Source organism: Desulfatiferula olefinivorans (assembly GCF_054657895.1).
The window spans coordinates 60,158-80,773 of sequence record NZ_BAAHXV010000008.1 but is presented as its reverse complement, the minus strand read 5'-3'; the positions used below and the strand labels follow the sequence as shown (position 1 = coordinate 80,773).

Sequence of the window (20,616 nt, the reverse complement as noted above, 5' to 3'; positions counted from 1 at the left end):
GAAATCGGACTTTTTACGAAGCCGTCATTCATCAATCACCTGATATTATCAGGAGTCACCCTCACACAAGCACGCCAAGATCGGAACCAACGCCATGGATCATGAGCACCTGACCCGCACCATCGACGATATCGCCCTGGCCTTTGTGCTCATCGATCCCGCCGACACCGAAGAACTCGCATCCATCCTCGAGGGATTCAACCGGATGCTTCCCTGGGCCCGAAACCATGACCAGCCGGTGCTCGAACAGGCCCTGCTCCGGCTCACGGCCATGATGGCCGACGCCCTGGCCGAAGAGGCGCCGTTTCCCGACCCCCTGTTTGAGCTCATCGGCCAAAGCATCACGGTCATCCAGAACCATGCCCGGCTCTCCTACGATTTCAGTGCGGCCCGGTTTCCCTTTGATGACGAAAATGACGCCGATGCAGCGGCATCCGCCGGGCACGACGAGGCGGCCGGTTCCAACGAAAACGTCCCGCCGTTCGATTCGCCTGACGAACCGCCTGCCGCCCCATCACCGGGGGCCCAGGCCGCACCGCAGGGGCTGAGACATCCCGGCGTGTTGCCCGGCCATCTGGACATGGACCTGTTCGCCGAGTTTCTCTCGCTCCAGCCCCCGATCCTCGACACGATGGAAACCCTGCTTCTTTCCAACGAAAAGGCCTATGACCCCGACTCAATCTCCCGGATACGGCGGCTGATTCATACGAAAAAAGGCGAGGCGGGCTTTCTGAACCTGAAGGATGTCGAACGGCTCTGTCACGCCACCGAGGACATGCTCGAAGCGGCCCCGGCTTTCCACGACACGGACCTGTTGTTTGCCGTGGTGGACTGGCTCCGCCATGCCTACGGCTGGTACGGCGGGGCCTTCACCCAGCCCCCTCCGCCGGTGGACGACCTTCTCGAGGCCCTGGACCGGATCAACACACGGGCCGCCCTGGGCGAGGAATCGTCGAAAGCCCAAAGCGTCACCGAGGGCGGTACCCCGGAAGACACCCAGGCACCCGCCGCCGCCTCCACGGGAAAACCGGTCAAGGACTCCATTCTGGTCGACACCGAACGCCTGGACCGCATCATCGACATGATCGGCGAGCTGGTCATTGCCGGGTCCATGATCATGCAGTCCGAGGAAATCCGGAACATCACATCCCGGGAACTGAACCGGAACCTGGCCCTGATGGATAAAATCACCCGGGGCCTCCAGGAAGCGGGACTGTCCCTTCGCATGGTGCCCATCCGGTCCACCTTCCAGAAAGTGGCCCGTCTGGTCCGGGATATCTCGAAAAAATCCGGCAAACGCATCGCTTTTTCCATGCAGGGTGAAGAGACGGAGCTTGACAAAACCATCGTCGACAAAATCGGCGAACCCCTTCTGCACATCATCCGAAACGCCATGGACCACGGCATCGAACCCGATGAAGCCCATCGCCTGGCCCAGGGCAAACCGGCCGAGGGGCATATCGTCATCCGGGCTTTTCATAAGAGCGGCAACATCCAGATTGAAATCGAGGATGACGGCCGGGGCATCGAAACGGCCCAGATCCTTAAAAAAGCCCACGCCACGGGTCTGCCGGTCGACGACAATCTGTCCGACCGGGAGATCATCAACCTGATTTTCGAGCCGGGGTTCTCCACCGCCGAAACGGTGACCGACCTGTCCGGGCGCGGTGTGGGGATGAGCGTGGTCAAAACCGCCATCGAAGCCCTGCGGGGTCAGATCGACGTCCGGTCGGCAAAGGGCAAAGGCACCACCTTCATCATCCGGATCCCCCTGACCCTGGCCATCATCGACGGCATGATCGTCCGCGTCGGCAGCCATCGGTTCATCATTCCCACCCTGTCCATCGTCACCTCCACCCGGGTGCCGTCCGGCGACATCAGAACCGTGTCCGGAACGGGCCGCATGGTAAACATCCAGACCCGGCTGATTCCTTTTTTCGATCTGGAAGATCTGCTGGGCATGCCCCGAATCGACCGAGACGACGACGCCCACCTGATGGTTATCGTTGAAGGAAGCAGCCGCCGCATCGCTCTCGGGGTCGACGAACTTTTGGGCAAACAGCAGATCGTCATCAAAAGTCTGGGGGAAAGCATGGCAAGCGTCCCGGGGATCTCCGGTGCGGCCATCATGCCCGACGGACGGGTGGGGCTGATCGTCGACGTCGACCGGCTCACGGAAATCCATCAGCGGAACCCGGCATGAGCGGTTCACACGGGTCGAAAGCCATGAACCCCATCCGGAAAACCCTGTCATGATTCCCCTGCCCGACTGGATCATCGCCAACGACACGGCGTATCTGTTCACCGTCGGCTTTCTGGCCGCGACGCTGATCCCCTTAGGTTCGGAATGGCTGCTGATCGCCCTGCTTCCCCATTCAGACTCACCGCTCTTTCTGGTGGCTGCGGCCGGCGCGGGGAACGTCCTGGGAGCCCTGACCACCTATGCCGTCGGCCGATACGGCGGCGAGGCCCTTTGTGAACGGTTCCTCGGCATCTCGGCCCGTGACCGTGAGCGGGCCGGTGCTTTTTTCAAAACCTACGGGTCCTGGTCCCTGCTGTTTTCCTTTCTGCCCGTTATCGGCGATCCCCTCTGCCTGATCGGCGGTCTCTTCCGGGTGCCCCTTCCCCTTTTCTTCATCCTGGTCTTCACCGGAAAAAACCTGCGCTACCTGCTCATTTTTCTGAGCATGCGCCCGTTGATCTGAATCCGGCCGCGACCCTTTTTTACGGGGTAAAAAAAAGGTTGCATAATTGGCGTTTATGGTCGAAACATAAGCGACATGGGCCGTTCAACGCCATGGACTCAAAACCGCCCATCAGGGTCTTAAGAGAACGGCAGGAACCGGCCCCATTGGACCCTAACCCGGAACACCCGACGACGGTATGATTTCAGCGGAACGACAGTACAGACAGCAGCGCATGGAAAGCTGGGACAGGGCCTCGGCCTTCCGCCTCAGCCCCCTTCGGGCCGGGGCCTATTACGCAAAGCAGCTCCGGCACTATTACCGGTTTTTCGTACCCCCCGGCCTCAGGGTCCTGGAGCTGGGATGCGGCCACGGGGATCTTCTGGCCGGTCTTTCCCCGGGCTTCGGCCTGGGCATCGATTTTTCGGCGGAGATGATCAGGCAGGCGAAACGCAAGCACCCTCACCTGTCCTTTGTCCGGGCGGACGCCCATGAGCCGGCCATAAACGCCGTCTTCGACGTAATCATTCTGTCGGATCTGGTGATCAACCTCTGGGACGTCGAGCGGGTTCTGGAGCGGGTCCATGCCCTGTCCCATCCCGCCACACGCATCATTTTGAATTTCCCCAACAACCTGTGGCGGATTCCCATGGACCTGGCCCGGCGGTTCAAGCTCACGGCCGATTATCTGGAGCAGAACTGGTTCGCGCCCAACGACATCGTAAACCTTTTAAACCTTTCGGGATTCGAAACCATCAAGCAGAGCCATCTGATTCTTTTGCCCCTTCGGGTTCCCCTGCTGTCGCGACTGTGCAACCGCTTTTTAACGGCCTTTCCCCCCTTCAGCTGGTTCGCCCTGACGACCTTCGCGGTGGCCCGCAAAGAACCGCCGCCCATCGACACCGATCCCTCGGCCCGGCCCCCGGTGTCGGTGATCATCCCGGCCCGGAACGAAGCCGGAAACATCGAGGCCCTGCTCCGTCGAACCCCGCTGATGGGCAGTCGCACCGAACTGATCTTTGTCGAAGGGCATTCCCATGACGAGACCTATGAAACCATCCGGGCCCTGATGGCCCGCTACCCGGAAAAAAACGTAAAACTGTTTCGCCAGACCGGCAAAGGCAAGGGCGACGCCGTCCGCCTGGGCTTTGCGCAGGCCAAAGGCGATGTGCTGATGATTTTGGACGCCGACCTGACCGTGGCCCCCGAAGACCTGCCCCGGTTCTACAGGGCTCTGGTCTCGGGCCGGGGCGAGTTTGTCAACGGGGTCAGGCTGGTATATCCCATGGAAAACCAGGCCATCCGCTTTGTGAACATGGTGGGCAACAAATTCTTCAGCCTTGCCTTTTCCTGGCTTCTGGGCCAGCCGGTCAAGGATACCCTTTGCGGGACCAAGGTGCTTTACAAAAAGGATTACGACACCATCGCCAAAAACCGCTCCTATTTCGGCAACTTCGATCCCTTCGGCGATTTCGACCTGCTGTTCGGTGCGGCGAAGCTCAACCTCAAGATCATCGACCTTCCGATCCGCTACCGCCAGAGGCGGTACGGCACCACCAACATCAAACGCTGGCGCCACGGCTTCATTCTTTTGAAAATGGTTGTGTTCGCGGCCCTGCGCATCAAATTCATCTGACCGCCATGACCCTCACGGCCCGCCTTCAACACCGTCTGCCCCTGACCCGGATCAAGCTTCTGATCGCCGGGCTGATCTATGTCCTGATCCGACCCTTTCTCACATCAGGCCGGGTCCGGGTCCGCCGCCGGGGCATCACCTACCGGCTGGACCTGTCCGAGGGCATCGATCTGGCCGTCTTTCTGTTCGGTCGGTTTCAGGGCGACCTGATCCGGAAAAGCCTCGCACTCCTGCCCGAGGACGCCGTCATTTTCGATGTGGGTGCCAACCTGGGCAGCATGGCCCTGCCCCTGTGCATGTCCCTGCCCCGGAGCCGCGTCCATGCCTTCGAACCCGCCGACGAAGCCCATGCCAAGCTGTTGACCCATCTGGCCCTGAACCCCGCACTCGGTGCCCGGATTCATCCGGTCAAACGCTTCGTTTCGCATACCGAAGCCGGCGTCTCCGACGTCCCCGCCACGGCCAGCTGGAAAATCAACGACTGGGTCTCGCCCCGGCATCCGGTCAGCGGCGGCATGGTCGCCCCAAGCACCGGGACCTCGGTCCTGTCCCTGGACGGCTACTGCCGCAGCCAGGCCATCGACCGACTGGATCTGATCAAAATCGACACCGAAGGAAGGGAGCTGGACGTGATCACCGGGGCGCAGGCCTGCATCGCCCGGTTCAGGCCGCTGATCATTTTCGAAGCGGGGGGCTATCTGATGAAAGAAAACGGATATGGGTTCGACGATCTGGCCGACATCCTCGGCCCCTTGGGATACCGGTTCTTCCGGCTCAGCGATCACAAAAAAATCACGCGGAAAAACGCGGGGCGCCTGATCCCGCGGCTGTCCACCATCGACATCCTGGCTGAGGCCTCGATGCCGTCACGGTGAATCATCCGGCCGGCTCCAATGATGGGCACACTGCGCTTTGCCCATCACGTAACAAAGGCACATTTTTTAAGTAAACGGCATTGAGTGATAATTAAAAAATCCGGTTATGCACTTCCCTCAAGTTGGAGGTGAACTTTATTGTTAAACCACCCGTTCGCGTTGCTCACTGAAGGGCACGAAGAGCACGAAAAAGACCGTAAATCGTGGGCTTTTCTTCGTGGCCCTTCGAGTTCTTCAGTGAGCGCAGCGAACGGGTGGTTAATAAGCCTGTGGCTTCTCTCAAGGGGGAAAGCCCATCACCTTCCAATGTCATTATCTTAAGACCATGATGGGCAGGTGGGCTTTGCTTTGCCCATCAACGGGTCAACGATAGTATTTTGAGAGGCCCTCACGACGCGCAAGTCCCGATGTGACGCCTAAGGTAGTCCAGGGCCGATACCGCGAAGAGGGTTTTGTTTTTCAGGCGGTTTTTCATGTCCCGGCACAGCCGGAAAGCCCGGGTTCCGGCGTCGTCGGCAAGCCCGATAAAGACCGTGCCCACCGGTTTGTCGGCGGAGCCGCCCCCCGGCCCGGCAATGCCGCTGACGGCCAGGCCGATCCCGGCCCCGGACACACGCCTCACGCCCTCGGCCATGGCCCTAACCGTCTCCTCACTGACCGCCCCCGCCCGGGCGATCAGAGCTTCGGGCACCCCCAGCACCCGGATTTTGGCCTCGTTGGCGTAGGTCACCGCCGAAAGCAGAAAATAATCCGAACTCCCGGCCACATTGGTCAGCATATGGGCGATCAGCCCTCCGGTGCAGCTTTCGGCCACGGCCAGGGTTTTACGGCCCTGCCGCAAGCCCTCGCCCACCTCTTCGGCCAGACTTCTGCCCCGGGTTGAAAACACATGCTCACCGACGGCCCCCATCACCCAGTCCCGGGCCTGATCCAGACGGCGCTCCGCGGCCTCGGCATCGGTTCCTCCGGCGTAAAGCGTGATGTCAATCACGGGAAACACGGCCCGGAGCCCCAGGCGTACACCCGGAAAAACCGTCTCCATATCCGCCAGACGGCGGTCCACCTCCGCCTCAGGCAGGCCGAACAGCGACAGGGTCCGGGACCGAAAGATCTCCCGGTCCGACCCGGCCATCACCGAAAGCCGGGGCAGCACGTGCCGGTCCAGCATCACCCGCATTTCCCCCGGAACACCGGGCAGAAAGAAGAACCGGCTTTTCCCCGTGTCCAGCGTAAACCCCGGCGCCGTGCCCACCGGATTGTCCAGGCATTCCGACCCGTCCGGCAGCCGCATCTGCTTCCGGTTGGACTCCGGAACGGCCATGGTCCACCGCTCGAAAAACGCCGTCACCGACCGCTCCGCCGCCTCGTTGTGAATGATCGGCATGCCAAAGGCCCGGGACGCGGCCAGAACGGTCCGGTCATCCACCGTGGGGCCCAGGCCGCCGGTGACGATCACCGCCCGGGCCCGACCGTCGGCCTCGGCAAACAGGGCGACCAGGTCATCCAGGTCATCGCCCACGCAGCCGTGCCGGCCAACGGAAAACCCAAGGGCCGTCAGGATGCGTGCCATATAGGCCCCGTTTTCATCGGCAATGACCCCGCGAACGACTTCCTCGCCGGTGGATATTAATTCGATATTCATATTGTTCCTTTATTTTTTTGACGATTGGTTATATGATTTCGGCCTTAAACCTGCGTTTCCAGACGGCGCGACCCCGATAAAGATAAGACAAATCGTATCTGAACCCCTGTGTTCATGCATCATTGGAATTTATGATCATGCGACCGACAACATTCACATTTATGCTTCTTTCCGGCCTCATCCTCTTTGGAGCATCGGCCTGCACCGTGCTGAAATACACCGGGCCGGACGCCCCCGAGTGGGCCGTGGGCACCCTTCGCGTGGAAGACCCGGCCGTGCTCCGCATCGCCGAAGTAAACGGCAAGACCGCCACCGGCACCCTGAAAGGCGAGACCGCCTACGAACTGCCCGACACGGTGACCCTGCTCCCCGGCAGCCACAGCATCACGCCCTGCCGCCTCAACCCCCGGGGCGTCATCTACGGCGACCCCGTCTCGTTCTATGCCCAGGCGGGCAACGAATACATCCTCCGCCACAAGATCAAATGGGACAAATCCGTCCGATACCGGGTGGAATGCAACGGCGTGGACATCACCACGGAAAACTGAAACAGACTTGTTTGGATGCCTTTTTCCGAATGCGCCCAAAATGAGTCGAACCACATTTTTCTTGATCGCACGCCCTCTGTCAATGTATAGTTCAAGCATACATTTAAACAAGGAAAACGCGATGAAAGCCAGCATTGTCGATTTGAGATACAAAATGAATGATGTGCTCAAGGCTCTGGACCGGAATGAAAACGTGACGGTCCTGTACCGGGGCAAGGTCAAAGGGATTCTGATTCCTGCGACGCAGAAAAAAGCCGTGAACATGAAGGACCACCCTTTCGTCGGCATGGCCAAGGATTCCGACACGCCGGTCTCCGACATCATGAACACATTGCGCCAATCCCGCTATGACGATCTTTGACACGGACATATTCATCTGGGCCCAGCGGGGCAACGAAAAAGCCGTCGCCGTCATGGAAACGGCGGAGGAACGCCATCTTTCCATCCAGACGTACATGGAACTGCTTCAATGCGCCCAGAACAAAAACCAGCACGCACATATCAAGAATTTCCTGTCCGCCTTCGATTTTTTTGTCCTGCCGCTCACTGAAAACATCGGGCACCGGGCCTCCATCTACATTGAAGAGTACGCCCAGGGCTCCGGCCTCCGATCCGGTGACGCCATCATCGCCGCAACGGCGGTTGAAAACAATCTGCCCCTCATGACGAGCAACGTGAAGCATTTCAGGATCATCAAGGACCTTTCGCTGATACCGTTTACGCCCTGATTCCGATCAGACCACCAAAGGCAGCTGGTCCCAGCGGGTGGTCCAGGCCGGGGATCGGTGCCGGAAGACGGTGCGCCAGGACTGATCGGCCGACAGCCCCGCGGCGGCATAGCGCAGGGTATCGCGCCCCATGCGGGTGTTGATGTGGTCCAGGGACGCCATCAGACAGTCGCCGCGTTCCCGGTCCACCGTGTCGAAAAGGCCCCGCTGCACCATGGCTGAGGTTCCCAGTTCCTGAAAAAAAATCCCCGCTTTCTTGTACAGATAACCCGGAACGTACATGGCTTCAAAACCGGCCAGGGCCGCGCGAATCAGGTCCGGACTGTGGTGGGTGGGAACGGCCAGCCTTATGGTTTCCGTATTGTAATAAAACTGCTCGGGCCGGAAGCGGTCCGTCATCAGAAAGACCGTGACCACACCGGCCACCTGATTTTCGCGGCGGAGTTTTTCGCCTCCCCGGACCGCGTAGCTTGCCAACGCTTCCCGGAGAGCCTCCGGGTCAGAGAGGGGCGCGTTGAAGCTCCGGGACACGGTGATATTCTTTTTCGGGGCGGGATGATCATCCAGAGCAAAGCAGCTTCGCCCGGCAAGTTCGTCCATCAGGCGCCGCCCGTTGATCCCCATTTTCTTCCGGATCAGGGAAGGGTCCGCATCACGGAGCTGTTTTGCGGTGGTGATCCCGTATGACCGGAGAAACCGGGCGTAGCGCCGTCCCACCCCCCAGACATCCTCCACCGCCGTCATGGCCAGGGCCCGGTCATGGTGACGGGCATCGGTCAGGTCCAGCACCCCGTCGGCCCGGGGTGATGTTTTGGCGATCCGGGCCGCCAGTTTGGCCAGGGTCTTGCTGGGCGCCAGCCCGACGGAAACGGGAATGCCCGTCTGCTTCCGCACCGCGGCCCGGATGGTCCGCCCCATCTCCGTCAGGTTCCAGGCGGCCATGCCGGACAGATCGAGAAAGCATTCATCGATGGAATAGACCTCCATGGCCGGACAGAACCCGGACAGCACCTGAACCACACGGCGGGACATGTCCCCGTAAAGGGCATAGTTGGAGGACAGCACGACGATGCCGTGACGCCGGATTTTCTCCTGCTCCTTGAACACCGGGGCCCCCATGGCGATGCCAAGCTGCTTGGCCTCGTTGGACCGGGCCACGGCACAGCCGTCGTTGTTGGACAGAACGATCACCGGCCTGCCGTTCAGCCGGGGATTGAACACCCGCTCGCAGGAGACGTAAAAATTGTTGCAGTCCGCCAGGGCGAAGACCGTCATACCGTCCCCCATCGCCGGGCCAAAGCGTCCCGGACATCATGGAAATCCTCCCAGCGCAGGTAGGGCCGCCCTTCTTTGTCCAGAAACTCGGCCAGGTGTCTGCGGGCGAACACCAGCGACGCGGACAGGGCCATGCCCTGATCCGTGACCCCGTCGCCCAGGGCCACGGTTTCCCGGGAAGGATAGGTATCCATGATCTTCTTCTTGTTGACCAGTTCGCTGCCGTCGGCGAAGGGCGAGACCACCCGCAGGAACTCCCCGTCCGTATCCACGTCCGCCGCGTACACGTCCCGGGCCCGCCGGACCCGGTCCCCCAGCTGACGGTGCACCAGCCCCAGAAGACCGCCGGAAATCACCACAAAGGGCACGCCCCTGTCATCGAGAAAATCCAGAAACTCGTCGAAGCCCGGCCGAAGCGGCGTGCCGTTCACGAAATCCAGCATCTCCGGATACCGGGACGAGGCAATGGACTCCACAATGATCCGGATGCCCTCCCGGAGGGTCCGCCGCCCCTTGAAAACATCCCGCAGCATCCCGTCCACCACCTCTTTGGCGGCAAAATGACGGCAGACCTTGACAAAGGTGTCCTCCACCGTGATGGTACCGTCGAAATCACAAAATACAATCGTATCCAATGCCTGCATGATCCTGTCCTGTCCAGCCGTCCTGACGGCGCCGCCTTTATCGCCGGGACCATCCCGGCAAAACAAAAAACCGTTTGTCCCGCGTTTCAGCGCCCGACCCCCGGCAAACGGCATGAACGCCCCGTCCGACCCGGGGCTCATCCCAGGGGAAACCATACTATATGTCGGAGCTGATGTCGATGATTCAGCGGTTCCGATGAAGGGCCAGGGCATGGGCGGGACGGGGTGGGCGGGGCAGGTTTTCGTCGTTATCCTAATCGGCGGTCGCTGATCCGTAAAACCGAAGTTGAAACACCCGGCCGCCTTCCAGAGTGTCCCCAAAGATCAATGCCCAGCTTTCTTTGGATGAGCGCGGGGCACAGGGATAATCCCCGCCCGGCGAGAACACGTCGATCGACATATCCGCAGACGCCACGTCGCCGTCTTCGATGATCTGATCGATCACCCGGTCTGCGGGGGTGAGCGTAAGCAGGCTTTGACCGAGAGGCGGGGTGATGTAAAAAAAATCCGTCCCCTCATCCGCCCAGGGATGATCCCCGACCGGCTGAAGGGCATGGCCGCTAAGTGTCAGATGATAGTCAATGGACGGGTCGTGTCCTACCCGGATTCCCAGCGTTTCGAATTCCCGGACGGTAAAAACAGACAGGAAATCGGTGTCATGGTCGTCGATCCGGTCCTCCACGCAAACCATGCAGGCACTAAAATCCACATAGCCGCCGATACCCTCACGCCCTCTCAGCTGCTCCCTCAAGGCAACGGCCCGGGACGCGCAAAGCACCGCATTGTCCTCGACTCGCAGACATCCTCCGATCCGCACAAGGGCCGGCAGGGCCATATCGGCCAGGTTTTCGTTGAATACAAGGATCAGATCGCCCCCAATCCGGGTCAATGCGCCAAGGCCGGTCAGATCAACAAGCGCATCATTCCCAACCATGGTGACGTCCCCGGATATCCTGACCAGACTGGTCAGGGGATCAAGCGATACAACAGGATCATCCACCGACCGCGACGACACAACAAGGTCCCCGTCAATCATCGCATACCCCCAAAGGGAGTCGACCGTCGCCTGCGTGTCCGCCAGGAAATCCCCGTTCCAGACCGTCCCCGGCCTAACCGCCTGCCCCCCGTCACCACAGCCGCCAAGAAACACCTGAAAAAAAAGAACGCACAGGGGGACAATGATCGCACTGTATCCTTGCCTCATTTTCATTACCGTATAAATCTCCACAAGCATCTATGATGGCGTATTAATAGTACTTATTCATAATCCTTTTGTGAGTGCCGTCAACTTTTATACTTTTTAAAGCCTGATCAATCTTTTCCACCTGATTTTCATTCATTGATTTTTTACTGAACATAAGGAATGAAGAGGCCTCTTCCTCACCATATAAATATATCAGTTTATGAATGTTACCTTCGAGTCCAGCCTCTTTAATTACAGCCTTACCGGCAAATTCTCCACATAAAAAACCATCAATTCGGCCAACAGCCAATTTTTTGATATTTTGAATATCCTGAGGGACCGCCTGAATCTTTTTCATCAAGGCGTTATTCTTTTTCAATTCGTCATATTCATTAGAGTACGATGCACCTATTTTAACACCGAGATTAACATTGTAATTCAGGAAATCTTTTAAGGTTTTTACGGATTGATATTTTTCGGCGTCTTCGCTTCTCACATATAAGCAATTATATGCCAGTTTAAAAAATGAATCAGAGAAATAAACGTATTCTCCTCTTTCAGAATTTTTTGAGGCAGACATTGAAATGTCAATTTCTCCTGTCTTCAGATACACCAATTGCCGAGGCCAGGGAAGCATGTGAAAGGAAACGTCAAAACCCGCCCTTTTCAAAACCTCGGATATCAAATCGATATCTATACCTGAAGGTTTTCCATCGTTCCCTTCAATCTGGTGAGGAGGCCATGTATCCCAACCGACCTTTAGTGTCTCTGCGTAAGAATTACGTATCAAAGCAAACGCGTTGATTATAAAAAAACAAAGAAGAATTCGGTAAACAACCGTTTTCATAAGCTCACCATAGTTTGACAAAACATTGATTCCATTGAAGAATATTATTCTTAACCCAATGAGACCAATTCTATCCTATTTTTGCATATAACCTCAAGCCACAGTTTTGATTGATGATAATTTTCCATCAATTACGCTGTTTGGAAGGATCACGGGCATTTGTCGGGTTTCGTGCCTCAACCCGATGGGCGGTGGTTTTTGCGGGACGGTGGTGAGGGGATGGGCCGTTTTTCATGGGGGGGTATGGGGCGGTTTGGGGATGGGCGCACGCCGTGCGCCCCTACATTGCCTGTGGCAAAAAACAGCGCCGCACCACCCTGAGAAAAGCAAAATAACCGTTTGCCCGCTGCCTGTCGCTATGCCGTGTCATTTGTTGAAACGGAATCGATGCCGGGTGTCTCCAGCCGCTTGACGCGTCCTTTCTCATGAACGACCCGGGCATGGTTCACGGTCGGATCAGTTCGCGCCTGCCAAACGTTATACGCCATAAACGGCGCGAACAGCGGCGTACTCAAGGGTGAGACAATGGCTTCCGCAGGGCACTTCATCTCGCAATACAGGCAAAGAAGACAGTCACGACCCCAGACCGGTCGGTCATTTTCATCCGCAGTGATATTTCCCATGGGGCAGAGCTTCATGCACAAGCCGCAGCCCGTACACCGATCCTTTTTGACACGGAACATCCGGCTGTAGATCCACCTCGTAAACCACCGATTCGATAAAAACCGCTCCAGGCGATACACGCAGGGGGGTGGGGCATCATCTTCAGGGCTGATCCAATCACCACGTTCAACCCGATCCGCCATCGTTTCGCCAAACACCCGGGCATGCTCAAGATCCTCAGACGCCGGTTTTTCCGGTGAAAAAAGATACCCACGCTTGAGATAACCCAAAAAATAGTCTTCACCTTTTGTGGTAAAAAGGCCCATGTCACGCCCGCCCTTGTCACGCAGCAGCGTTCGGATCACGGTGCCCACATCGCCCAACCGTGTCCCGTAAAGCACAAAAACAAAGACGGGCAGGCCCTTCAAATCCGGCAGCTGAGAAAGAACATCCATGACGTTGAACGGCGGCCTGAAATAGTACACAGGCAAACCGACACCCAGAAGGTCGAATCCATCCGGGTTCAGGGGTTCTTTTCCGGCCATGGCATGAAACACCACCTCATGGCCCTTCGAGGCAAAACCTTCACCAATGGCCTTCGCCACCCTGGCCGTTGTCCCCCCCTGCGAGAAGCAGGTAATCAATGTTTTAGGCATGTCGCAATCCTTTTCTATGGTGAGTACAGGGTGTCAGGATGGAATGAAACATTCACGATATCACCCTCGGGTTTTTCCAAATATACCCCTCGGTACCGAACGGGTACAGCAAAAAAATCGCCGATGATAGATGCAGGAGTGGGCGCCCGCCGTGCGCCCCTCGATTGTCTGCCGCAGCGCACACCACAAACCGAACCACCTTAAGAAAACCCAAAAAACCCGTTTGTCCGCCTTTTCAAAAGGCGGGCCCCCGGCAGGGTCGCCGAAGGCTTATTTTTCCAGAAACACCCGATCAATCAAAATCCAGATAAGAGCAGGCGACCCATTTTTCGTTGGGGTCGATGCGACACCAGGAGCGGCGGCGTTCGTAGACGGTGACCGGGGTGTGTTCGACAAGGGTGGTGAGAATGGCGAAGGCGGTGCCGGGGCCGGAGCGGACGTTGAGGGCGCGGGTGCCTACCCGGGCAGTGTCGATGGGGGTCAGGTATCGGGAGGCGACCCAGCGGGAGGCCGAAGGGCTGATGCGGGACCAGCCGGAGCGTTCCTCGTAAACCGGCACCGTGGCTCCGGCATGGACCAGACCGTCTTTGGGATTATTGACGCCGGGGGCGGTGCGGATGTTCAGGTACGCGGCCAGGACCAGACGGTAGAACAGGGGCGTCTCGGGCGGCGGGGCCGGACGGGCGATCGCCTTGAGCGCTTCGGCGATCAGAGGAATGAAGTGGGCCTCGGCCGCCTCGCGGGTGTTTCCGCCGAAAAAGGCCGTGCCCGGACAGGTTTTGCTGTGAAAAAAATGATGATAGACGATGCTTTCGGTGGAGGGTGTGAGGCCAAATTTTTCGAGGAGCACGGCATTCAGATGGATGATGGCCCGTCGATGGGCCTCGGTCATCGTGTCTTTGCCCTCGTCGAAATTGCCCAGATGTTCGATGCAGACGGCCCGGGCGTTGTGGCCGGATATCCCGGCCGGGATCACGGACAAGGGGCGACAGACCGCCACGGTGCCGTCGGGAAAGGTGGTCAGGTTCTGGGCGATGTCGCTCCAGCCGTTGTTGACCACATGATGGTTTTTCATGGCTGCCAGAAGACGCATGTGGTCCGGTCGTGCGTTGAAGGTGCCGTAGTCGGGCAGAAAGGTGTGATGGTTCTGGATCACCCCGACGACTCGGTTGACCGGCAGGGCCAACAGGTAGTCCCGGACCTCATCGGGTGAAAGAAGAATAAAACCGCCGTGTTTTTTCATGATATTTCTCCATGGAAAAGGGTCGATTGCGCCTCGGCCTGTCGTGAACGGGCCATGCGATTGTTCAGGGGATCATTGCCTCCGGCGGCCCTTCCGGGGGACCAGATTTTAAAAATCTGGACAAATGGGATTTGAGGTCCGCGTCAAACGTCAACATTCTACAAAGCCGTCAAACCTGTTTGTCAAACTTTTCAAAAGTTTGGCCCCCGGCAGGGCCGCCGGAGGCATTCATTTCTAAGGGGCGCGACGACCTATAACCCTGTCGATCAGGTCCAGGTAGGCGGCGGCGCTCTGTTCGACGGAATAGCGGGTCCGTATGGTTTTCCGGGCGGCCCGGCCCAGGCGGGCCGCTTCGGCCGGATGGTCCAGAAGATAAAGGCTCAGGCCCACCAGGGTGTCCCGGTCTTCGGGATCGACCATCCATCCGTTCACGCCCTGGTCGATGACCTCGGGGACGAAGCAGCGGTCCGAGGCGATGACGGTCAGGCCCGAAGCCATGGCTTCGAAGAGCCCCCAGTTGGCCGCGCCCTCGAACTGGGGGAAATAGAACAGATCCATGGCCTGGAGGTGACGGTGGTAATCGTCATGGGTCAGATAATCCTTGCATACGATATCGCCGTCGCCAAGGCCCGCGCGATCCAGCGCATGGCGCTTGAAGCTCGTTCCGTTCAGATAGGCCGGCTCGTTGCCGTAGACCGTTTCCTCGGACCCGATGACCAGGATGTGAAGATCCGGGCGGAGGGCTTTCAGCCGGGCCGCCACCTCCGCAAACACATCGAAGCCCCGCACCGCCTCCAGGGTCCTTCCGGCGAAGCCCAGGATCGGCCCGGATTCGGGAAGCCCCAGTGCCCGCCTCAGCGCCGGTTTGTCCGGATAAAGCGGCGGGAGGGAAAACCCTTCCATGCACACATGGACCCGGTCCTTGAGGGCGTCGGGAAACCCCTTCCGGGCATGGGCCGAGGGCACCACCACCGCGTCTGACATCAAGGCCCCGGAAAACACCAGGGATTGAAACGCCGTGTTGAGGACACGGTGTTCGTCAAGGGCCGGGTACTCCCGGCGGGACCAGGCCATCTGGTAGCCGGGCAGCTCCACGTAGGAAATCACCGGAAGGCCGATCATGTCCCGGATATAAAAGGTGGTGCCGAAGGAGGCATGGCCGATGACCAGATCGGCGGGAAATTCGTTCAGCACCGCAGGCAGGGTGTCGACCACCCCCCTGCCCTGCCTCAGGGCCTCTTCGTAGCCTTTCAGATACCAGCAGGCCCCGTCGGCCCGGCCGTCTGCCTCGTAACCGAAATAGGCGATGGGCACGCGATCCTGACGGATCCGATCCGCCTGGGCCATGTCCGTCAAAAACGCGGTTTCAACCCCCTCGACCCGGCAAAGTTCATGGGAAAGGGCCGTGAACTGGTTCGGATAGGCCGGGTGAATGAACAAAATTCTCATCTCAGCCCAAAAGCTCCCGGGCGTTGTCGATCAGCACCCGGGCCCGGCTCACGTCCTGGTAGCCGAGAATCCGGGCCACCCGGGCAGCATCCGCTCCGGCCAGGTCGGCCACCGTGGTGATGCCGCCTGCCGTCAGACGATCGGACAGGGTCGCACCCACCCCGCGCACCGAGGTCAGGGTCAGGCCGCCTCCGGTGACGGGCCGGGTCACGGTGGGAATCGTTACCGTGGGCCGGGTGACCGTCGGACGAGTGATCGTCGGAATCGTTACCGTGGGAATGGTCGCCGTCGGACGGCTGATCGTCGGAATGGTGGCCGTGGGGATGGTCACCGTCGGACGGGTGATCGTCGGAATCGTTACCGTGGGGATGGTCACGGTCGGACGGGTAATGGTCGGGATCGTGGCCGTGGGCCTTGTGATGGTGGGGATCGTCACCGTGGGCCGCGTGATCGTGGGGATGGTGATGGTCGGGGTGATGAGACCCCGGACCGTGAAGGTGATGTCCCTGGAATGGACCACGCCCGAAGGGGTGGTCACGGAAAAGGTCCGAACGCCGGTGGCGGCGGCGGCGTCAATGCTGATGTCGATCCTTAGCCCCTCGTCGCTGCGGTCCGTGATCACGGCGGTCACGGTCCGGTCCGGGATGTTCAGGCGTGTCGGGAGGTCCGGCAGCGTCGGCAGGGTCGGCAGGGTCCGGGTGGGCAGCGTGGGCCGGGTGGGCCGGGTCACCGTCTGCTGCGTGTAAAAGGTCACGCCGTCGGCGTCGGCCAGCCCTGTTCCGCTGATGCGGGCCGACACGGTCCGGCCCTGGTATCCCGTAACGGGGTCGATGCCCGTGATCACGGCGTCCGGGAGCTCTTCCCGCTCAACGGTCACCACCACGGTGTCCGGCAGGCTTCTCAGTCCGGCGCTGTCTTCGACCACCAGTTCCAGCACATGGGTTCCGACGGGCAGGATCACGTCAATCTGGGGCTGATCCGTCTCAAAGGGGAAATCGTCAAGTGTATAGGCCATGGTTTTATGCTCCTTCGTTTACGGTAAACGATTGATGTTCCGTATTAAGTGTCATTAACTTAAAGGCATTTCCGTTGTCCGGATGATGGGCACGCTGCGCGTTGCCCATCCTACAGGCTACGGGCGACACAAGGCAGGATGGGCAAAGCAACGCGTGCCCATCAGGGTCTTTCCTTAATGACGGTGGTTCCGTATCTTATCCGTCGCGTCGCACCGACCAGTGATAGCGGACGATGCCCTTGCCGCCGTATGCCCTCGACCGTCCGGCGTCCAGAACAACTGCCTGGTCTTCGGTGGTGGTGAACACCGTGTTGTCCAGCCCCGAGTCGGCCTGGGGCAGACTGTGGATGTCGGCAAACCGCCAGTGATACCGCACGATGGCCCGGCCTCCGTAGGCCCTGGAGTTCCCGGCGTCGATGGCCGCCACCCGTTCATCGCCCGGCCCCGTGACGGTAAAATCCGGTCCGGCGTCGGCTTCGGGCAGTTGAAGGACTGCCTCGGCCAGTTCCCGGGCCGCCATGCCCACCTCGTCCTCACGGGTCAGAAGGGTGTCGGGATCCAGCCCTTCCTGAATGGCGTAAAGCAACGCCGCCACCCGCTGCTGATAGACATCGTACTCGATAAGACGGCTGACCGGAGGATAGCGGGCCTCGATGTCCTGGGCCAGGTCCAGTTCAACGGATCCCAACGAGGCCAGGATGCCGGAAAGGGACGCCTGCGGGATCCCGTCGGTGCGGGCCAGCATTTCGACGGTCATGGCCCCGTGGCGGACATCGGCGGCGGAGGGTACGGGGAACCGCATGTCCAGGGAGGCGAAATCCTTTCTGATCCGCATCATCAGATGGATGATCCGCTCCCGCATCACAGAGGGCATCCGGTCCGGTACAAGGCCCACGGCTCCGGCAAAAACCACGAAACGCCGGTCAATCTCGTTGCCGCCTGGGGAAAGGGGGTCTGTCGGGTCCGACACCCGGACCACGCCCTCCTGGAGATGGATCCGGGCCAGTTCGATGGCGCTGTGGTTGTCCGGGCGTTCGACGGTAAGCTCGATGCGGGGGTCTTCGCTAATCCGGGTATGCCCGCTGTACTGGGGGGTTTCCATGTTCTGGACATACTGGGCCGGCCTTTCGTCATAGACCGCCCGGACATAGACCGTTTGGGGCAAGGCAAAAAGGACCGGGTTGATGGCGAGAATCCGGGGCTCGGCCAGATAAATCTCGTTGCCCTCGCCGTCGACGGCCGCGCCGGGCATCACGGTCAGCGTCAGATCCCCGGTTGCGATGACCCCGAGGTCCGATCCCTCCCCGGCCACGATGCCCGGGGTGTGAAGCCTGCGGTTGTGGAGCCTGCGTTTGAGGACATGGTAGTCCTGGCCCTCGTTCCAGTCCCGGGCCGTGGTGAAGAACCCGGTGAAAAAATTCATTCTGCTGGTTATGCTCATATCACTGTCCCCTTCGCTGTTCTTTTTGACGGCGTCGAACCATGTCCGATCTCTGCGTTACGCGTCATCCCTCGTCACTGCGGCGTACCCCGGGTGCGCCTCATTCCTCGGGACTCGCAAGCCTTGATCTCGACCATGTTACGACGCCGTCTGATATTCTGCGTTTGACGAAACCATCCATTTCAACCCGGAACCGTATTGATACCGATGTCCGATGTCACTTCGATCTGCATGGGGCGAAGAAATTCACGGTCTTCCACATCGGTGAGTTTCAGGTAGTAGACCGTGTGGGCGGGTTTTTCCAGATCCACGATGGCCCGGACCTTGTCCAGTGTCACCTGGTTCCTTTCACCCGGCGGGATTCTCACGTCGACGATAAAATGATAAGGCATCGTGTCGTCATCCCCTGTTTCATCGATCAGCACCGTATCGCCCCTATATTGCGCGGATATGTCGGGGCCGTCCGGATCCGGCCGTCCGGAAAGGAGGTGGATCTCGTCGATCAGGTGATCCCTTCGGCTGATCACGGCCGGTGAAAAGCTCATCACCGCACCGGTTGTGAGGATGATGTCCACCTGGGGCAGCCCCCCGGCAAGGGTCACGGCCACCGAGCGAACCACCGATGGATCGGCGGAAAGGTAAAGGGTGGCGGGCTGCCGGCCGGGGTCGATCAGACCGGGAGGGCTGATCCGGTCCGCCGGATCGCAGGCAAGCATGCGGACCACATAATAATCCCGATAGAGTGGCTCACAGCGCGCCAGCGAAACGATGGGGCCGATGTCCGGAACGGCGGCGTCGGCCGGAGCCCCCTCATACACAAGCCCGCCGATCTGCGAGGCCACCCCGATCTGCATGCCCCCGGGCTGGCGCCATTCACGGATCTCGGGTTCCATGCCGGTGTAGATGTTCAGATACTGCCTGAGCCCGCCCACGGTTCCCCGGCGGCGATACAGGTCCACGGCCCGGGCGATCAGCGTGCGGCGCTTGTTTTCCTGCCATTCGGGGTCAAGGGTCAGGGCCACGAAGGATGAAAGCCAGGGCAGAAAGTCGCTGTCCGTCGTAGCCGGGTCCACATAGCGTGCGATGTCGTCGATGATCCCGTTCAGTTCATCGAGTCTGCGCTCGAAGGGCAGAAGGAATTTCCCCAGAAAGGGGTGCTCCCTGAACAGGGCCGGAAGATAATCGAGATATCGGCTGGTCTCACTCATAGGCAGTCACGATCCTGATTCGGCTTGAGGGATGGGCGGCCTGATAATCGACCAGGCCGTTGACCCCGATATCCAGACAGGTTCCCCCGTCTTCAACGGTTCCGCCCTCGCTTTTGAGAAGGGTCAGGCCTGTCACGTAATCCACACCGGAAACGGCCTCGATGACCTGATACACCTCCGAGGCATACACCGGACGGCCAAAGGGCCACCCCTTACCGTTCTCACCGCCTGTGAGGGGATGGAAAAACCCGGCCAGGGCCGTTTCCACGGACCGGCCCAGATCCTCGCGCCGTTCCATGGACAGCGGCACCACCTCCGCCTGAACCGCCACCTTGACGTACACCGGCGCCGCCACATGGACCCGGCTGGTGATCAGCCGCCTTTCATCGAGAAAATCCGCCGCGGCGGCGATCAGTTCAGGCGACGGCACCGGGGACGGTCCCGGTTCGTCGGGCACGAGCATCACGCTCACATGGCCGGTCCGGTGCCGGAAGGGATCGTCGGCCGTGAGGTCAAGCCCCGGAAGGCAGACCGCCCGGGCCGCCCGTTGATCGCCGAAGGGCCGGGACAGAACAAGGGACGCATAGTCATCGGCCGTGACGGCCCGAAAGCGTTCGTTAAGGTCACGAACCGTAAGGGCCTGGGCCTCCTTGAACGAAAGTCCCGTCATATCCGGGGCCCGGCCGTCAAGACGCCCGCTGAGAAGTCTGAAGAAACTTGCCGTGGACGCCTCGGGGATGCGGTTCAGACGGTAGATCAGGGCCTCGGTCAGCCAGGCGAACAGTTCCACCAGCATGATGCCGGGGTCCGAGGCATTGTGATCGGTCCAGCCCGGGGCATACCGGGGAATCAGGGCCAGCAGTTCGTCGACCAGATCCTCGTAGCGTCTGTCATCGAGATCGGGCAGGGCAATGGGCATAACGCTCTCCTTCATCGTTC

Annotated in this window: 19 protein-coding genes; 7 read left to right on the top strand and 12 right to left on the bottom strand. The window is 59.7% G+C overall.

Annotated elements, in window-relative coordinates; all coding sequences use genetic code 11:
- Positions 1 to 94: 94 nt before the first annotated feature.
- From ACYQ11_RS08030 to ACYQ11_RS08015, 4 genes are all read left to right on the top strand, one after another.
- Positions 95 to 2,203 carry a chemotaxis protein CheA gene (locus ACYQ11_RS08030; protein WP_459923256.1) on the top strand — a complete coding sequence of 703 codons (2,109 nt, stop codon included), beginning with the start codon at positions 95 to 97 and terminating at the stop codon, positions 2,201 to 2,203.
- A gap of 49 nt (positions 2,204 to 2,252) precedes the next feature.
- Positions 2,253 to 2,705 (top strand): YqaA family protein, encoded by a 453-nt coding sequence (locus tag ACYQ11_RS08025; protein WP_459923255.1) that lies wholly within the window; start codon positions 2,253 to 2,255, stop codon positions 2,703 to 2,705.
- 178 nt (positions 2,706 to 2,883) lie between these two features.
- Positions 2,884 to 4,320, top strand: a complete 1,437-nt coding sequence (locus tag ACYQ11_RS08020) for a glycosyltransferase (protein WP_459923254.1) — start codon at positions 2,884 to 2,886, stop codon at positions 4,318 to 4,320.
- 5 nt (positions 4,321 to 4,325) lie between these two features.
- A complete protein-coding gene (locus ACYQ11_RS08015; protein ID WP_459923253.1) occupies positions 4,326 to 5,195 on the top strand; it encodes an FkbM family methyltransferase in 870 nt (289 codons plus the stop codon).
- A 388-nt stretch (positions 5,196 to 5,583) separates the two neighbouring features.
- Here ACYQ11_RS08015 and ACYQ11_RS08010 read toward each other — a convergent pair whose 3' ends face one another.
- Complete coding sequence (locus ACYQ11_RS08010) at positions 5,584 to 6,837, bottom strand: CinA family nicotinamide mononucleotide deamidase-related protein (RefSeq protein ID WP_459923252.1); 1,254 nt, start codon at positions 6,835 to 6,837, stop codon at positions 5,584 to 5,586.
- A 137-nt stretch (positions 6,838 to 6,974) separates the two neighbouring features.
- Between ACYQ11_RS08010 and ACYQ11_RS08005 the strand changes: the two genes are divergently transcribed.
- The 3 genes from ACYQ11_RS08005 to ACYQ11_RS07995 all read left to right on the top strand — a co-directional run bounded on the left by ACYQ11_RS08005 (position 6,975) and on the right by ACYQ11_RS07995 (position 8,113).
- Positions 6,975 to 7,385, top strand: a complete 411-nt coding sequence (locus ACYQ11_RS08005; RefSeq protein WP_459923251.1) for a hypothetical protein — start codon at positions 6,975 to 6,977, stop codon at positions 7,383 to 7,385.
- 121 nt (positions 7,386 to 7,506) lie between these two features.
- Positions 7,507 to 7,746 (top strand): hypothetical protein, encoded by a 240-nt coding sequence (locus tag ACYQ11_RS08000; protein WP_459923250.1) that lies wholly within the window; start codon positions 7,507 to 7,509, stop codon positions 7,744 to 7,746.
- On the top strand, positions 7,733 to 8,113 hold the full coding sequence (locus ACYQ11_RS07995) for a type II toxin-antitoxin system VapC family toxin (RefSeq protein ID WP_459923249.1): 381 nt from the start codon (positions 7,733 to 7,735) through the stop codon (positions 8,111 to 8,113). Before ACYQ11_RS08000 ends, ACYQ11_RS07995 begins: the two co-directional genes overlap by 14 nt.
- A gap of 6 nt (positions 8,114 to 8,119) precedes the next feature.
- Here ACYQ11_RS07995 and ACYQ11_RS07990 read toward each other — a convergent pair whose 3' ends face one another.
- From ACYQ11_RS07990 to ACYQ11_RS07940, 11 genes are all read right to left on the bottom strand, one after another.
- Entirely contained in the window at positions 8,120 to 9,388 is a 1,269-nt protein-coding gene (locus ACYQ11_RS07990) for a Y-family DNA polymerase (RefSeq protein WP_459923248.1), read from the bottom strand.
- Positions 9,385 to 10,032: an HAD-IB family phosphatase gene (locus ACYQ11_RS07985; RefSeq protein WP_459923247.1), complete on the bottom strand. Its 648-nt coding sequence runs from the start codon at positions 10,030 to 10,032 to the stop codon at positions 9,385 to 9,387. Before ACYQ11_RS07985 ends, ACYQ11_RS07990 begins: the two co-directional genes overlap by 4 nt.
- A 253-nt stretch (positions 10,033 to 10,285) precedes the next feature.
- Positions 10,286 to 11,242, bottom strand: coding sequence for a receptor L domain-containing protein (locus tag ACYQ11_RS07980; protein WP_459923246.1), 957 nt, complete (start codon positions 11,240 to 11,242; stop codon positions 10,286 to 10,288).
- A gap of 37 nt (positions 11,243 to 11,279) precedes the next feature.
- Positions 11,280 to 12,062 carry a substrate-binding periplasmic protein gene (locus tag ACYQ11_RS07975; RefSeq protein ID WP_459923245.1) on the bottom strand — a complete coding sequence of 261 codons (783 nt, stop codon included), beginning with the start codon at positions 12,060 to 12,062 and terminating at the stop codon, positions 11,280 to 11,282.
- 356 nt (positions 12,063 to 12,418) lie between these two features.
- Positions 12,419 to 13,321, bottom strand: coding sequence for an EFR1 family ferrodoxin (locus tag ACYQ11_RS07970; protein WP_459923244.1), 903 nt, complete (start codon positions 13,319 to 13,321; stop codon positions 12,419 to 12,421).
- 292 nt (positions 13,322 to 13,613) lie between these two features.
- Complete coding sequence (locus tag ACYQ11_RS07965; RefSeq protein WP_459923243.1) at positions 13,614 to 14,564, bottom strand: SH3 domain-containing protein; 951 nt, start codon at positions 14,562 to 14,564, stop codon at positions 13,614 to 13,616.
- Positions 14,565 to 14,798: 234 nt separating this feature from the next.
- Entirely contained in the window at positions 14,799 to 16,013 is a 1,215-nt protein-coding gene (locus ACYQ11_RS07960) for a glycosyltransferase (protein ID WP_459923242.1), read from the bottom strand.
- 1 nt (position 16,014) lies between these two features.
- Positions 16,015 to 17,028: a hypothetical protein gene (locus ACYQ11_RS07955; RefSeq protein WP_459923241.1), complete on the bottom strand. Its 1,014-nt coding sequence runs from the start codon at positions 17,026 to 17,028 to the stop codon at positions 16,015 to 16,017.
- A gap of 196 nt (positions 17,029 to 17,224) precedes the next feature.
- A complete protein-coding gene (locus ACYQ11_RS07950; protein ID WP_459923240.1) occupies positions 17,225 to 18,469 on the bottom strand; it encodes a hypothetical protein in 1,245 nt (414 codons plus the stop codon).
- Between the two features lie 182 nt (positions 18,470 to 18,651).
- Positions 18,652 to 19,677: a phage tail protein gene (locus tag ACYQ11_RS07945; RefSeq protein ID WP_459923239.1), complete on the bottom strand. Its 1,026-nt coding sequence runs from the start codon at positions 19,675 to 19,677 to the stop codon at positions 18,652 to 18,654.
- A complete protein-coding gene (locus ACYQ11_RS07940; RefSeq protein WP_459923238.1) occupies positions 19,670 to 20,596 on the bottom strand; it encodes a baseplate J/gp47 family protein in 927 nt (308 codons plus the stop codon). The genes ACYQ11_RS07945 and ACYQ11_RS07940 overlap by 8 nt, the downstream gene beginning before the upstream one ends.
- Positions 20,597 to 20,616: the final 20 nt, after the last annotated feature.